Here is a 14,400-nt window from a genome sequence, read left to right on the forward strand (position 1 = left end):
AATTAAGCTTTGCTGCTGTTTATAACTGAAATATTGTTAACCTCCACTTGCCATTACCTAGTGGGGATCTTTATTATAAGCAGGTCATTTCAGGGCCCATTCATCTAGCCCAATTTTATTCATTTTTAGGAGCAACCATGCCAAAAATTAATCTGCTACTGTTATGTGGTGGTGGCGGCGCAGAACACGATATTTCATTAATGTCGGTTAAGTTTTTCGAGTCATCGCTGGCTAAGTCAGATAAATTCTCGGTACTGCGTTTAGAGCTAGATAAACACGGTCATTATAAAACGCAAGACGGAAAAGTCTGTGAACTGACTAACCGCCGTGAAGTTCGTTTCGAAGATGAAACAATATCAACATGGCCGGTAGATTATGTTATCCCTTGTATTCATGGATATCCCGCTGAAACTGGCGATATACAGTCCTATTTTAATTTAATCCAATTACCCTACTTTGGCTGTGAATCAGAAGCATCAAGCAATTGCTTTAACAAAATCACCGCCAAAATGTGGTTTAGCGCGTTAGGCGTGCCTAATACGCCGTATATTTTTCTGCACCAATATGATGATGACGCAATAGCCCAAGCTACTGCAGCGTTTGATAAATGGGGTTCACTATTTATTAAAGCGGCATCTCAGGGGTCATCTGTCGGCTGTTATAAAGTCGATGATAAAACTCACATTGCCAACATATTAAAAGAGGCGTTTAGCTATTCACCCTATGTGATTGTCGAGCAAACGATAGTTGCCAGAGAGCTGGAAGTGGCCGTCTATGAATACCAAGGTGAAATCGTGGCGACAAAACCGGGCGAAATTGTCTGCGACAGTAATAACTTTTATACTTTCGATGAAAAGTATGCCACTAACAGCAAGGCTAAAACCTTTATCGAAGCTATTAATGTCCCCGATGAGATTAGCGAACAAATTCGCGCTTATGCCATAAAAGCCTTTAAAGGGATGAAACTACGTCATTTATCGCGTATTGACTTCTTCTTAACCGCTGACAATCAAATTCTATTGAATGAAATTAATACCTTTCCGGGTTTAACGCCTATTTCAATGTTCCCTAAGATGCTTGAGCATCATGGCCATGATTTTAGTATCTATTTAACTGACATCATTGATTCACAGCTGAAAAGTTAATTGTACGCATTCTTAAAAGGCAATCTGCTTAGGTTGCCTTTTATAACTCCAAACCGTACTTTTTATTCAATTGCGCCATATAACCACTTCTATACAAAAATAGTAGTGCATCATTTAACAATTTCTGGGTTGATTCTGGTAAATCGTAATGGCAAGCCATGGCTCTAATTGAAGTATAAAAAATCAATTCAGGTTCAATGAATGCTAGGCCTTCATTTTTCATTAATGCTTTAGCACTGACGATATCCGCAGCCCAAAAATTAATACGCCCACGTTCAAGCTTCTTAATATTCAATCTATCATTATTAGTTAATTCAACTTCATAGCCTGAATTGATCAGATACTCGCCTATGCCGCTGCCCAGAAAGCTGCCAATACTTGAGGATTTAGCATCACTGAGGGTAATAAGTGGATCGAGCAGAGGTTTACGGCTAAACAAACCATATCGAGACAGCATCACTGGACCTATCCAACTAAAATGCGTTTCACGTTGCTGATTTCTTTCAATCGGGAGTACACAGGTATTTTTATCCGATGCAGCCATCGCCATACCCCGTTTGAGTGGATAAAATAATACTTCATATTCCATACCTGCTTGGTTAAATAAAGCCTCAATAAGCTCGATTACCAAACCTTGTTTTTTGTCCTCATTTTGCGATGCAAAGGGAACTTCTGAATAGGTAATAATGGTCAGCTTTTCCGCTTTCAAATAATTTGAAAACAGCACAACCAATAAGACTACTTGTAATATTAAGCCTTTAATGCCAAACAAGAATAGCCTCCTCATAGGGTAAGGTACGCCCTTGTTCTTCCGTTAGTATTTCACTTTTGGGTGAACCCGGCTGAGATAGCCAATATTCTGCGGGTTGGCTTGCATTCATTTTGGGAGCACATTGGATATTAACCATCGATAACTCAAGCTGGGACAAATGCTTATCCATACGTTCAGCTAATGCATCTAGACCTTGTTTTGAAGTGTATGTGCCATTGACAATTTGACTAATATATTGCCACCAGAACCCTGCCATATTAGCGTAATCGGGAACATTTGTTCCTGTAGGAGTCCAAACATTTCGGGCTTTACTGCGATAAAATTCAACCAACCCACCAAGATAAGGTGCTTTTTGGGTCATGACTTTTGATTCAATATCCGACAATCTAATTGGCGTTAAGCCTTTAAGCGTCTTTTTCAGTGATACTGATTTTGACACCACAAACTGGGCATACAGCCAAGCGGCTAATTGCTGTTGCTTGGGGGTATTTTTCAAAAATGTCCAGGAGCCTGTATCTTGATAGCCTGACTTCATGCCTTTTTGCCAATATTTACCCACAGGAGAGGGAGCCACTTTCCATTTAGGTATACCATCTTGATCAACTATATCTAAACCAGGATCTGTTAAGTCTCCGACAAAAGCGGTATACCAAAATATTTGTTGAGCAACCTGCCCCGTTGCAAGCCATTTACCCGCCTCTGAAAAGGTTAAGCGCTTAGCTTCTTCAGGGGCATATTCCAGCCATGATACAAATTTATCAATAGCATATATAGCAGCTGGGCTATTAAGCGCGCCACCACGTTCAACACTTGCCCCGACAGGCTGGCATCCTTCAACTCTAATCCCCCATTCATCCACTGGCAGACCATTTGGCAAGCCAATATCCCCAACGCCCGCCATTGACAACCAGGCGTCGGATATTCGCCAACCTAATGACGGATCTGTCGCGGCATAATCCATGTGACCATAGACTTTTGTGCCATTAATTGAGCGAATGTCTTCACTAAAAAAACGGGCGATATCTTCATAAGCTTGCCAATTTTGAGGCACTCCTAATTGATAACCATAATTTTTTTTGAATAAAGCTTTGTAGGTTGGATTTTCGAACCAATCACTACGATACCAATACAAATTAGCAAATTGTTGATCCGGCAACTGATAAATCACACCATCAGGGCCTGTAGTGAACTGTAAACCAATAAAATCGTTAAGGTCCAAAGTAGGTAACGCATATTTCCCAGAATCTGATAATAACAGTTCATTAATGGGCGTAACTTGACCACTGCGAAAGTGGCTACCAATAAGGTCACTATCATTAATATAGGCATCATATAAATTTAACCCTGTCATCAGTTGAGCCGACAGTTTTTTAATCACATCATCTTCGCCCGTTAACTCATGGATAACATGGATACCGGTTAATTGATAGAATGCTTTGGCCAGTACTTCAGATTCATATATATGGGTATTTATACGCTCAGATACGACTCGAATAGTCATACCTTTAAAGGGTATGGATTGAGTGGCAAACCAGGCTAACTCTTGCCGCTGTTGCTGCGGGCTTAGGGTTGTAGGTTGTAATTCATCGATAATCCAATCCGGGATTACGATGGGAATAGATTCGATAGGTAAATGTGTCGCGGTTACAACTGAATTTGAGTCTAATTCAGTTTGAGCAAATGACTCAGCTGTGAACGTAGTCCACAACAAGCCAATTAAAATAACCACATTCAACACTGATATTTTCACGCCGATAATATCTCCTTCGAGAATACAAAAAATATCCCTATCAATATGATGATTGACAATTTTTCTTGGTAAATTGGTATTAATTTATCATAGCTTATTAAAAATATAATGGGTTGCTATCTAACTACTTTTTACTGATTAAAGTAAAAAAAAAGACCAGCAAGCTGGTCTTTTATGATCATGTATTAGCCTTAACGGTTAGAAACCTTCTACACCCGCCATATCAGGTAATTGGTGTGCAATCCCCTTATGACAATCGATACAGGTTTTCTCACCGCTTGCCAATGACGTTGAATGCATTTGTGACGCACGCTTTGATTGACGAGTAAAGTCCATATAATCAAAGTTATGACAGTTACGACATTCAAGTGAGTCATTTGCCTTCAGACGGGCCCACTCATTTTCAGCTAGGTGACGACGTTTCGCCTCAAACTTTTCACGGGTGTTAATTGTACCAAACACCTTGCCCCACACTTCTTTTGAAGCTTGCATTTTACGGGCAATTTTATCGGTCCAGTTATGCGGAACATGACAATCAGGACAGGTTGCACGCACACCACTTCGGTTAGTGAAGTGAATCGTGCTTTGTAATTCCTGATAGACGTTATTCTCCATCTCATGACAACCGATACAGAATTTCTCTGTGTTGGTCACCTCAAGCGCAGTGTTAAAACCACCCCAGAAAATTACCCCTGCAACAAATCCACCTAATGTCAGAAACCCAAGGCTGTAATGAACGCTCGGACGGTTTAGTACCTTCCAAACAACTTTTAGCTTTTCAAACAAATTAGCCAACATAGTCACTCCTAATGCTTAGCAGGTGCTGTAGCATCCATTAGATGATCGAGGTCGACAAAGTCATTTTCGACCAGTAGTTTGGCATCTAATTGAATCACATGACACTGGGTACAGTTATAACGTCTTGGAGAAAGTTCAGCCAAGAAGTTGTTATCTCTGTCCATGTAGTGAGTCACGCTAACCATAGGTGCTTGAGAGTGGCCAGTGCTATTGCGAGCATGGCACTGCATACACTTATTGACCTTTAAATCTAATTGGTAACCATCAATCTTGTGAGGGATCAAAGGTGGCTGCATTGGATAATTACGCATTTGCTTTAAATCAGTATTAAGCACTTGCTGCATTGCTGGCGGTGTTGGTTCGATATTAATTGGCGCCAAACGTAAGGTATCAATCTGGTCTTCAGGCACACTGGTCGCCAGTACGCTGAATGATAAACCTAAAATCGCAACCATTGACGCAACTTTGATAATGTTCATGTGTCTTCCCCTTATGCCTTCATAATCTTAATGGCACACTTTTTAAAGTCTGTTTGCTTAGATATTGGATCGGTAGCATCTAAGGTCACTTTATTAATCAGTTGACTTGCATCAAACCAAGGTACAAACACTAAGCCAACAGGTGGCTTATTACGACCACGAGTTTCTACACGTGTCTTAATTTCCCCTCGACGCGAGATGACTTTAATTTCATCACCACGGCGCAAACCACGTTTTTTAGCATCTTCAGGATGCATAAAACACACGGCATCAGGGAAAGCTTTATAAAGCTCTGGTACACGCTGAGTCATTGAACCTGAATGCCAATGTTCAAGCACTCGACCCGTTGATAGCCAAAGGTCGAACTCTTCATCTGGGGCTTCCGCTGCGGGTTCGTAAGGTAATGCGAAAATAACCGCTTTACCGTCTGGTTTACCATAGAATTCAAAGCCTTTGCCCGCTTTGACATACGGATCTGAACCTTCACGGAAACGCCATTTGGTTTCTTTACCATCAACCACAGGCCAACGAAGACCGTGCTCTTTATGATATGTGTCAAAATCAGCTAAATCATGACCATGGCCACGACCAAAGGTAGCATATTCTTCAAACAGCCCTTTTTGAACATAGAAACCAAATGCCTCATTTTCATCATTGAGGAATTTAGGATCCGCATCAGCAAGTGGGAATTTTTCGACATTGCCATTTTGATACAAGACTTCATATAAAGTCTTACCTTTAAACTGCGGATTTGCTGCCAATACCGCTTCAGGCCACACTTCGTCAGTGGTGAAGTATTTAGAAAACTCCATTAACTGCCATAAATCGGACTTAGACTCACCCGGTGCTTTGACCATTTGATGCCAGAACTGGGTACGACGTTCAGCATTACCGTAAGCGCCTTCTTTCTCAACCCACATAGCTGTAGGTAAAATCATGTCTGCAGCTTGGGTGGTCACTGTTGGATAGGCATCTGACACCACGATAAAGTTATCTGGGTTACGGTAACCCGGTAAGCCTTCTTCGTTTATATTAGGGCCAGCCTGCATGTTATTGTTAACTTGGACCCAGTAACAATTTAGATCGCCATCTTTAAGGCGGCGGCTTTGCTCAACGGCATGAAACCCAGGTTTTTCTGGAATAATACCACTTGGAATTTTCCAAATGTTTTCAGCAATTTTTCTGTGCTCTGGGTTAGTCACAACCATATCAGCAGGTAAGCGGTGCGAGAAAGTGCCCACTTCACGTGCAGTACCACAAGCTGAAGGCTGGCCAGTAAGAGAGAATGGACTGTTACCTGGAGTAGAAATTTTACCCACAAGTAAGTGAATGTTGTACATCAAGTTATTACACCAAACACCACGAGTGTGTTGGTTAAAGCCCATGGTCCAAAATGAGGTCACTTTAATTTTAGGATCAGCATACAGCTCGGCAAGCTCAAGCAGTTTGTGCTCAGGTACACCTGATAATTTACTGACCGATGTCACATCGTAGTCAGCAACAAACTTTTTAAACTGTTCAAAATCGATTGGGGTTGAATCGTTTGCGGTATCGGCATTTTTAGACTTCATCTGGGTAGGATGAGTCGCACGTAGGCCATAACCTATGTCAGTGGTGCCTTTACGGAAATTGACATGCTTATTGACGAAATCCCAGTTGACCTTGTCATTTTGGATAATGTAATTAGCAATGAAGTTAAGAATAGCCAAATCTGTCTGCGGGTTAAACACCATTGGCAAATCAGCTAAATCAAATGATCTGTGCTCAAAGGTCGATAATACCGCGACTTTTACATGGGGCGCGCTTAAACGACGGTCTGTCACTCGAGTCCAAAGGATCGGGTGCATTTCTGCCATGTTAGAGCCCCATAATACGAACGCGTCAGCCGCTTCCATATCATCGTAACAACCCATAGGTTCATCAATACCAAAGGTACGCATAAAACCAGCAACAGCAGAAGCCATACAGTGGCGCGCGTTAGGGTCGATGTTGTTGGTACCAAAGCCAGCTTTCATTAGCTTAACGGCGGCATAACCTTCCCAAACAGTCCATTGACCAGAACCAAACATGCCAACAGCAGTAGGTCCTTTTGCCTTAATGGTTGCTTTCCACTTTTGTGCCATGGTTTCAAAAGCCGTACTCCAGCTAACGGGAGTAAACTCACCGTGCTTGTCATACTTGCCATCGGTCATACGTAACATAGGCGAGGTTAAGCGGTCACGGCCGTACATGATTTTGGATAGAAAATAACCTTTAACACAGCTTAAACCACGGTTAACTTCACTATTCGCATCACCATGTGTCGCAACGACTTTACCATCACGGGTTGCAACCATCACAGAGCAACCTGTACCACAGAAACGGCAAGGGGCTTTATTCCACTCAAGTTTGGTTTGTTCTGAACTGGTAATTAGGTTACTTGCAGCTGCAGGTAATGCTAATCCAGCGACACTCGCTGCTGCCATTGCGGCATTAGCTTTCATAAAATCACGTCTATTCATTTTCATATCTCACCCTCTTCAAGCTCTTCACTTTGGTGGTAAACCATGGTCGCTGTTAACACGCCGGGTAATGCATTAATTGTCGAAATATCATCCATTAATGATTTTTGGCTTGTACCTTCAATCACCACAACAAGCTTGACGTCATTGTTTGCTGAAAGCTCTGCGTTTTTGATTGCCATTATTTTTTGTCTAACATCAGCCATTTTGTCTGGATGTACTTGGACAATTAAACTGGTTACGTGAAGTTCATTACTCATTAATCACACTCACATGTTTATTTTTCATTTTTTGTTTTTATATTACCCAACACCTGGCGGGCCAGTTAAAATTTGACTAAACCAGATGCTAAAGCCTAAAGCACTGACCAGAAGTACCGATAAAATAGGTGCAAGGAAGACCGTCAAGAAGATAAAAATTTTCAATTCGAGACTTTTTTCACTTTTAGTGTCTTTACTCATGGAGCCTCCAGGAGTGGTTAGGATGGGGGACTTAATGAATAAGTCATTGTCATTATTTCGGTTTACATGGATTTTACCGTTAAACAATTTGCGATCTATATACTCACAAATTGGTAAACAAGTGATTAGTTGATCTAGATCATTAAAAATAAGTAAACAATTACTCAACATGCAGTGTCTGAAGCATAAATATCGATTAAATATATTATTTAATATCAACTCGGAATAATAAATGCAGGTGAAACCGTTTTTTGCACCGCTAACTGTGTTGAATTTACTTACAATAGGCTAGCTATTGACGTGTAAATCCGCCTTGGCTAACAGCGTAAAGTTCAGCTTGAAGGGAAACTCTGGAGTGTTGACTATATCAATCCAATTAATTCATCTCTTCCCTCGAGTTGAGGTTATTTAACAAAAATAGCTGCTTAAAGATAATAGCGGTGAATATTTCACGGGCAAAATGAAGGGGCAAAATACAGGGCATTATCGTAATTTAAAGGTAAAACGATGACCTAGGTCCAGGAGACCGCTGAGCAGAAAAATAGGTAGCATGGGTAAAATAAAGATAACGGCTCTCAGTTAAATAGTTCACTGAGAGCACATAGGCTATGCTAGCTGAGTGAGTAACGCAGTACTTTTAACGACTTTTGCTCATCAATATCAGCAAAAATATCGGGATTGGCGATACGTTCAACATAATGTAGTTGCGGTGCATTGTCGGACACTTGCTGCATTAAAAAATCACAGCCTAATTCCGGTGCATTTAAACACAACAACACTTCGCCATTATCAGCAAGTAGACTAGGTAAACGCTTCAATAAACGCTCATAATCTTTGGTCGCCACAAAACTGCCCTTTTGATTACTTGGAGGGTCGGCAACAATCAAGTCATAGGGACCCAATTTAGTCAGCTTACCCCAGGATTTAAAAATATCATGACCAAGATATCTTGCACCTTGAGGTAAATCATTTAATACATGATTTTGCTTGCCTATACTGAGGGCACCTTTGCTCATATCCATATTAACCACTTCATCTGCGCCACCAAGTAATGCCGTGACCGAAAAACCACAGGTGTAAGCAAATAAGTTTAATACTTTTTTACCTTGAGCATGCTGCCGTACCCAGCGTCGACCATTTGCCATATCCAAGAATAAGCCATGATTTTGTCCACGCATGATATGCACATTAAACAAAGCGCCCTGCTCTGTTACTACATGATTATCTGGCACACTACCACTGACCAGTTCAGTCACTGTTTGCCCGCCACTTCGATGTTGAAATGCCAAATTCAACTCTTTACTGTCAGCTTGCTGATGATACTGTTCGGTGATGGCCGTAAACAAGGCTTGCTGTTCTGGCTCATCCAATGATTTAAAGCTGGTCAGCAGTAGCACGGGAGGATACCAATCGAGACACAGGTGTTCTTCACCTTGGAATAAACCACCACGGCCATGAAACACCCGCTGAACTTCATTATCAAAAGTAAATTGACTCAAGGCTGTTATTAATCCAGACATAAATATACTGTATTCTCTTATCTTTCTATTTTAAATTGGATTCATTTTAGCTATTAACATTTTAATATTAAAAGTATATTAGCTTATTGATATCGTTTTAGTAGGGCTATTTGGCCGTACTTATATAGTGGTAAATATGAGTGACTCAGTTAGAAATATTAGCTCTTTTGACTAGGTTCATCATCTGTATCATCCAGCTTATTCACCGCAGCGATTGGTTCACCCTCCACATTGTCAACTTCTACTTCTTCGCTACTGGCTTGCGCCTCAGAGTCTAACTCGGTCATTTTATCTTCTGCATCGTCGACATTGTCTGCTAATAAAATCGCTAACCACATACCCGACTGACTCGATTCCATGCCAATTTTAACCACCATGGTCAGTGGGACTGATAATAACATCCCAACAGAGCCTAATAGCCATCCCCAAAAGATTAATGACAGGAAAACCACTAAGGTTGATAAGCCTAAACCTTTCCCCATAAACTTAGGCTCAATCACATTACCCATCACCATATTGGTGCCAAAGTAAAGTAATCCTGTTGCCCCTGCCGTGCCGGGACCAAACTGAATAAAAGCCAATAGCACAGCAGGGATAGCGGCAATAATAGACCCTATGTTAGGAATGTAATTAAACAAAAAAGCGATAACGACCCATAACAAGGCGTAATCAACACCTATAATCGATAAGCCAATGCCGACAATCACACCGGTTGCTAAACTGACTAACGTCTTAATCATCATGTATTGATTAACTGAATTTAAAAATTTATCGATTTGCTTTAAACGCATATCAGGATCATCTAGCGCCAGATGGAATTTTTTAGGCATGTCTTGTGCTTCGAACAACATAAATACAATGGTCAAAATGATTAAGAATAAATTAGCCATCACATTACCCACACCAGAAAGCATATTAGTGGTCATGCTTAGGGCCATACCGGGATCAAAATACTCTAATACTTTATCTCGGGAGATATTAATATTAAACGATTGGAGTTTATCGAGCACCCATGCAAACTGCTCTATTAATTGGGCACGATAAACTGGCATTTGCTTTGAAAATTCATTCACTGAACTGCCGACTAAACTTGCTAGCCATAAACCAATTAGCACAATGAATAACATCAGCAGCATCACAGCTAGCGCTTTAGGAATTTTGAACCGACACATTAACGTAATAGCAGGATTACAAATCATTGCTAAAAATGCCGATAACACAAAAGGCACTACAATAGGACTGGCCGTTTTAATGCCCGCAAGAATAATCACTACGCATGCCATTACAATGAAACTGCGAACCGCCATAGACGATTGATGTATACCCTTCATAGAAGAAAAATCCTTGTTGCTACCGAAGTGCTAAATTAGTTATGTTAAGCTTACTCATTGAAAAATCTTTATTACTAGAAAAATATTATGAAACCAGAAACCGCTATTATACGCATTAAAAATCTTCGTTTACGTACCTATATCGGCATTAAAGAAGATGAAATTCAAAACCAACAAGATGTCATCATTAATGTCATCATTCATTACTGTGCAGACAAAGCTCGCAATAGTGATAACCTAGCAGACGCTCTCAATTATCGCACTATAACAAAAAAAATCATTGCCTTAATTGAAAACAATCGTTTCTTATTACTGGAAAACTTGACCAACCAGACCCTAGAAATAGCCAGTGAGCATCATTGGGTTGAGTTTGCTAGTGTTGAAATTGACAAGCCACATGCACTTAGATTTGCCGACTCAGTATCAATGGAGCTTTGTTATCAAAAGCCTACTTAACAGTATTGAGCACGTTTGGTATTGATCAACTCAAGATTATAATGCGTATGTTACTGTATACTGCATTTAAAATTATTGGCTAGAGTGGCATATGAATATACTAATCACTGGTGCAACCGGCTTTGTTGGCAAACATTTGGTTGCCAAACTGGCTGAACATAAATTAACTGTCCTCTCCCGCGACATTAATCAAGCCGCAAAAGTGTTAGGCACCCATCATACTTTTATTGAAGATATCGCCCAACTGAACAATTTAGACAATTTCGATGCGGTAATCAATTTAGCTGGCGAACCGATTGTGGCTAAACGCTGGACTAAAAACCAGAAGATCCGCATTTGCCATAGCCGTTGGGATATTACTCAAAAGCTAAGTCAATTAATCGCTTCAAGCCAACGCCCCCCAGCAGCATTCATTAGTGCTTCAGCTATCGGTTATTACGGCAGACAAGGCCAGGAACCAGTTGACGAACATAGCCAATTTCATGATGAGTTTAGTCATCAAATATGTCAAAAATGGGAACAACTGGCCATTGAAGCAGACTCATCAACCACTCGAGTATGCATACCTCGCATTGGTATAGTGCTGGGTAAAAATGGCGGTGCATTAAGCAAGATGTTACCCCCATTCAAATTAGGCCTAGGCGGCCCAATTGGGAAAGGCAAACAAGGAATGAGCTGGATACACCAGGATGACTTAGTGGCATTAATTATATGGATGTTGACGACCCCAACAACACGGGGAATTTACAACGCCACAGCCCCAAATCCTGTTAGTAACGCCGAATTTTCATCTGCCTTGGGCAAAGCATTAAATCGCCCAGCAAAAATTATCGCCCCACCTCTAGCGTTAAGATTAGCCATGGGAGAAATGTCAGAATTACTCACAGAAGGTCAATATGTACTGCCAACCCGTGCGTTGTCAGAAGGATTTACATTCAAGTTCACCGATGTAAATTCAGCATTAGCGGCCATAGCCTAATACCTGTGGCACCCGCTAACTAACATTGTTGCCAAGCTTATCTGTTTAATGCAGGTAAGCGAACAATTTATCCTAAAGCTTACATTAGCGATTTAATTAAACGAATAATGTTTTGATAACGTGTTGCCAGTACACGATGTTGCTTATTCACTAAATATAATGGCTCAAAAACGATTAATGCTTGTCCATCCTTATTTTTTGCTATTTGAATATCTCCCTGTTGCACAAAACTTCTTACCGCAAACTCAGGTAATACAGTAAAGCCAAGTCCGTTAGCGACGGGTAATAATATTTGATTAAGCTGATTAACATAACCTTTTGTTTTTATTGTTATAGTCGATTCGGCTTGAAAAAAAGCAGCCTTTAATTGATGCCAATAATAATGGGCATCAGGATGCTCTATCATCCCAAGCAGGGTTAATGACTCAAAGTTGATATTAGGTTGATACGGTTTTCCTGCCACCATTTTAGGTAATACCAAACACAAAGACTGAAGACCTATCTGTGTACTCACTAGCTCAGGTTGCACCACATTTTGAGTAACAATACCTAAATCTAATTGATTGGTTAAAACACTTTCAATAATTCGTTTGTTAGGACCCGCTTCTAAATACATGCGTAAATCAGGGTGATTTTGTTGCTCTTTGAGCAAGTAAGGGTATAGCAAAGACGCCATTGAGCCAGAACAGCCTATTTTGCACTCGCCTGAAAAGGGCGTATCGACAGCTAAATTGTCAAGTAATGCCTGCTGCTGGCTTTGCATTAGGCACGCATAATGATAAACGGCTAGACCGGCTTCAGTCAGTTCAAATCGTTTACCAATGCGATTAATCAATGCACTACCCACCTGCTGTTCAAGCTTTTTAATATGTTGACTCACTCCGGGCTGAGTCATAAAAAGCTTTTCCGCCGTTTGGGTAAAATGCCCAAGCTCAACTAAAGAGATAAACGTGGTTAACCACTGTTGATTTAACATTCCATCACCTCCTATTCATAACACCAGATAACTCACATATAGTGCTATTTAAACATCCAACAAAAAATAATAACAAAATATTATCATAATGAGTATTTATGATAATTTTTAAATGAAGTTATTTTTAAATACACTAACCTCATTGAAACAAAACATCCGTAACAGCAGAGGTTTTTATGACAAACAATTATCCACGCAGTTTTTCACACATTGGTATTTCAGTGCCCGACATCAAGGCAGCGGTAAAATTCTACACGGAAGTTCTGGGCTGGTATTTAATTATGGAGCCTACTGAAATAACAGAAGATGACAGTGCTATTGGTGAAATGTGTACCGATGTGTTTGGTGCTGGCTGGAAGTCATTTAACATTGCCCATATGTCTACCGGTGATCGAATTGGCGTAGAACTGTTTCAATTCAATAATCAGGAAAACCCAGAAAATAACTTTGAGTACTGGAAAACAGGAATATTTCACTTCTGTGTTCAAGACCCTGATGTTGAAGGTTTAGCAGAGAAAATTGTTGCCGCTGGTGGTAAAAAACGTATGAAAGCGCCCCGTTACTATTACCCTGGTGAAAAACCATACCGGATGATTTATATGGAAGACCCATTTGGTAATATCTTAGAAATTTACAGCCACAGCTATGAGTTACATTATGCCAGTGGTGCTTATAATAAGTAGGTTGATCTAGAAATCGAGATCAAAAAAGCTCAAGCCATCACGGCTTGAGCTTTTTATTATTACCACCATTTCGTGATTGAAATTGTGGTAATGGACTCGTATTAGAACGGCATTTTCATGCCTGGTGGTAATTGCATACCGCCAGTCACTTCAGCCATTTTAGTTTTCTGATTTTCTTCAACACGACGAACGGCATCATTACATGCTGCTGCAATTAAATCTTCCAGCATTTCTTTATCGTCTTCCATCAAACTTGGATCAATTTCAACACGACGCACATTGTGTGCACCTGTCATGGTGATTTTAACTAAACCTGCGCCAGACTCGCCAACAACTTCCATACGGGCAATTTCTTCCTGCACTTTAGCCATTTTGTCTTGCATCATTTGGGCTTGCTTCATTAAGTTGCCCATGCCGCCTTTTCCAAACATAATCTTTTCTCTTTCTCTATTAAATAATCTGAGTTATAGCAAGTCGCCAAAATTAACCTGATTTTACTGAAATTAATCAGATTAGCAAACGGGTTAATATAAATTTGCGAACTTGCTA

Annotated in this window: 15 protein-coding genes; 4 read left to right on the plus strand and 11 right to left on the minus strand. The window is 40.4% G+C overall.

The window, feature by feature from the left end:
* Positions 1-137 precede the first annotated feature (137 nt).
* Positions 138-1,145, plus strand: a complete 1,008-nt coding sequence (locus ACRWQM_RS10630; protein WP_434929966.1) for a D-alanine--D-alanine ligase — start codon at positions 138-140, stop codon at positions 1,143-1,145.
* A gap of 40 nt (positions 1,146-1,185) precedes the next feature.
* On the opposite strand, the gene ACRWQM_RS10635 is transcribed toward ACRWQM_RS10630, so the two are convergent.
* From ACRWQM_RS10635 to ACRWQM_RS10675, 9 genes are all read right to left on the minus strand, one after another.
* On the minus strand, positions 1,186-1,917 hold the full coding sequence (locus ACRWQM_RS10635) for a substrate-binding periplasmic protein (RefSeq protein ID WP_434929968.1): 732 nt from the start codon (positions 1,915-1,917) through the stop codon (positions 1,186-1,188).
* On the minus strand, positions 1,904-3,667 hold the full coding sequence (locus tag ACRWQM_RS10640) for an ABC transporter substrate-binding protein (RefSeq protein WP_434929969.1): 1,764 nt from the start codon (positions 3,665-3,667) through the stop codon (positions 1,904-1,906). Before ACRWQM_RS10640 ends, ACRWQM_RS10635 begins: the two co-directional genes overlap by 14 nt.
* Before the next feature lie 198 nt (positions 3,668-3,865).
* Complete coding sequence (locus ACRWQM_RS10645) at positions 3,866-4,453, minus strand: cytochrome c3 family protein (protein WP_226415953.1); 588 nt, start codon at positions 4,451-4,453, stop codon at positions 3,866-3,868.
* 20 nt (positions 4,454-4,473) lie between these two features.
* Positions 4,474-4,920 carry a nitrate reductase cytochrome c-type subunit gene (locus ACRWQM_RS10650; protein WP_404830054.1) on the minus strand — a complete coding sequence of 149 codons (447 nt, stop codon included), beginning with the start codon at positions 4,918-4,920 and terminating at the stop codon, positions 4,474-4,476.
* A 35-nt stretch (positions 4,921-4,955) separates the two neighbouring features.
* A complete protein-coding gene (gene napA, locus ACRWQM_RS10655) occupies positions 4,956-7,445 on the minus strand; it encodes a nitrate reductase catalytic subunit NapA (RefSeq protein ID WP_434932022.1) in 2,490 nt (829 codons plus the stop codon).
* A gap of 2 nt (positions 7,446-7,447) precedes the next feature.
* A complete protein-coding gene (locus tag ACRWQM_RS10660; protein ID WP_226410234.1) occupies positions 7,448-7,705 on the minus strand; it encodes a chaperone NapD in 258 nt (85 codons plus the stop codon).
* A 42-nt stretch (positions 7,706-7,747) separates the two neighbouring features.
* On the minus strand, positions 7,748-7,906 hold the full coding sequence (locus tag ACRWQM_RS10665; protein WP_226410235.1) for a periplasmic nitrate reductase, NapE protein: 159 nt from the start codon (positions 7,904-7,906) through the stop codon (positions 7,748-7,750).
* Positions 7,907-8,517: 611 nt separating this feature from the next.
* On the minus strand, positions 8,518-9,426 hold the full coding sequence (locus tag ACRWQM_RS10670) for a class I SAM-dependent methyltransferase (RefSeq protein WP_434925872.1): 909 nt from the start codon (positions 9,424-9,426) through the stop codon (positions 8,518-8,520).
* A 158-nt stretch (positions 9,427-9,584) separates the two neighbouring features.
* A complete protein-coding gene (locus tag ACRWQM_RS10675) occupies positions 9,585-10,757 on the minus strand; it encodes an AI-2E family transporter (RefSeq protein WP_434929970.1) in 1,173 nt (390 codons plus the stop codon).
* An 87-nt stretch (positions 10,758-10,844) separates the two neighbouring features.
* Between ACRWQM_RS10675 and folX the strand changes: the two genes are divergently transcribed.
* On the plus strand, positions 10,845-11,213 hold the full coding sequence (gene folX, locus ACRWQM_RS10680) for a dihydroneopterin triphosphate 2'-epimerase (RefSeq protein WP_434925870.1): 369 nt from the start codon (positions 10,845-10,847) through the stop codon (positions 11,211-11,213).
* A gap of 91 nt (positions 11,214-11,304) precedes the next feature.
* The gene (locus ACRWQM_RS10685) at positions 11,305-12,192 is read left to right on the plus strand and encodes a TIGR01777 family oxidoreductase (RefSeq protein WP_434929971.1); all 888 of its coding nucleotides are present in this window, start codon (positions 11,305-11,307) and stop codon (positions 12,190-12,192) included.
* Positions 12,193-12,271: 79 nt separating this feature from the next.
* Here ACRWQM_RS10685 and ACRWQM_RS10690 read toward each other — a convergent pair whose 3' ends face one another.
* Positions 12,272-13,168: a LysR family transcriptional regulator gene (locus tag ACRWQM_RS10690; RefSeq protein WP_434929972.1), complete on the minus strand. Its 897-nt coding sequence runs from the start codon at positions 13,166-13,168 to the stop codon at positions 12,272-12,274.
* Positions 13,169-13,344: 176 nt separating this feature from the next.
* Between ACRWQM_RS10690 and ACRWQM_RS10695 the strand changes: the two genes are divergently transcribed.
* Positions 13,345-13,851 carry a lactoylglutathione lyase family protein gene (locus tag ACRWQM_RS10695; RefSeq protein WP_434929974.1) on the plus strand — a complete coding sequence of 169 codons (507 nt, stop codon included), beginning with the start codon at positions 13,345-13,347 and terminating at the stop codon, positions 13,849-13,851.
* A 101-nt stretch (positions 13,852-13,952) separates the two neighbouring features.
* Here ACRWQM_RS10695 and ACRWQM_RS10700 read toward each other — a convergent pair whose 3' ends face one another.
* Positions 13,953-14,282, minus strand: coding sequence for a YbaB/EbfC family nucleoid-associated protein (locus tag ACRWQM_RS10700; protein WP_226410242.1), 330 nt, complete (start codon positions 14,280-14,282; stop codon positions 13,953-13,955).
* Between the last annotated feature and the right edge of the window lie 118 nt (positions 14,283-14,400).

This window comes from Shewanella sp. HL-SH5, from assembly GCF_051163755.1.
Classification (GTDB): Bacteria; Pseudomonadota; Gammaproteobacteria; order Enterobacterales; family Shewanellaceae; genus Shewanella; species Shewanella glacialimarina.

Coding starts and splice junctions, on each gene's coding strand:
- ACRWQM_RS10630 (WP_434929966.1), top strand. CDS start 138: ATGCCAAAAATTAATCTGCTACTGTTATGTGGTGGTGGCGGCGCAGAA.
- ACRWQM_RS10650 (WP_404830054.1), bottom strand. CDS start 4,920: ATGGTTGCGATTTTAGGTTTATCATTCAGCGTACTGGCGACCAGTGTG.
- napA (WP_434932022.1), bottom strand. CDS start 7,445: ATGAATAGACGTGATTTTATGAAAGCTAATGCCGCAATGGCAGCAGCG.
- ACRWQM_RS10660 (WP_226410234.1), bottom strand. CDS start 7,705: ATGAGTAATGAACTTCACGTAACCAGTTTAATTGTCCAAGTACATCCA.
- ACRWQM_RS10665 (WP_226410235.1), bottom strand. CDS start 7,906: ATGAGTAAAGACACTAAAAGTGAAAAAAGTCTCGAATTGAAAATTTTT.
- ACRWQM_RS10670 (WP_434925872.1), bottom strand. CDS start 9,426: ATGTCTGGATTAATAACAGCCTTGAGTCAATTTACTTTTGATAATGAA.
- ACRWQM_RS10675 (WP_434929970.1), bottom strand. CDS start 10,757: ATGAAGGGTATACATCAATCGTCTATGGCGGTTCGCAGTTTCATTGTA.
- folX (WP_434925870.1), top strand. CDS start 10,845: ATGAAACCAGAAACCGCTATTATACGCATTAAAAATCTTCGTTTACGT.
- ACRWQM_RS10685 (WP_434929971.1), top strand. CDS start 11,305: ATGAATATACTAATCACTGGTGCAACCGGCTTTGTTGGCAAACATTTG.
- ACRWQM_RS10690 (WP_434929972.1), bottom strand. CDS start 13,168: ATGTTAAATCAACAGTGGTTAACCACGTTTATCTCTTTAGTTGAGCTT.
- ACRWQM_RS10695 (WP_434929974.1), top strand. CDS start 13,345: ATGACAAACAATTATCCACGCAGTTTTTCACACATTGGTATTTCAGTG.
- ACRWQM_RS10700 (WP_226410242.1), bottom strand. CDS start 14,282: ATGTTTGGAAAAGGCGGCATGGGCAACTTAATGAAGCAAGCCCAAATG.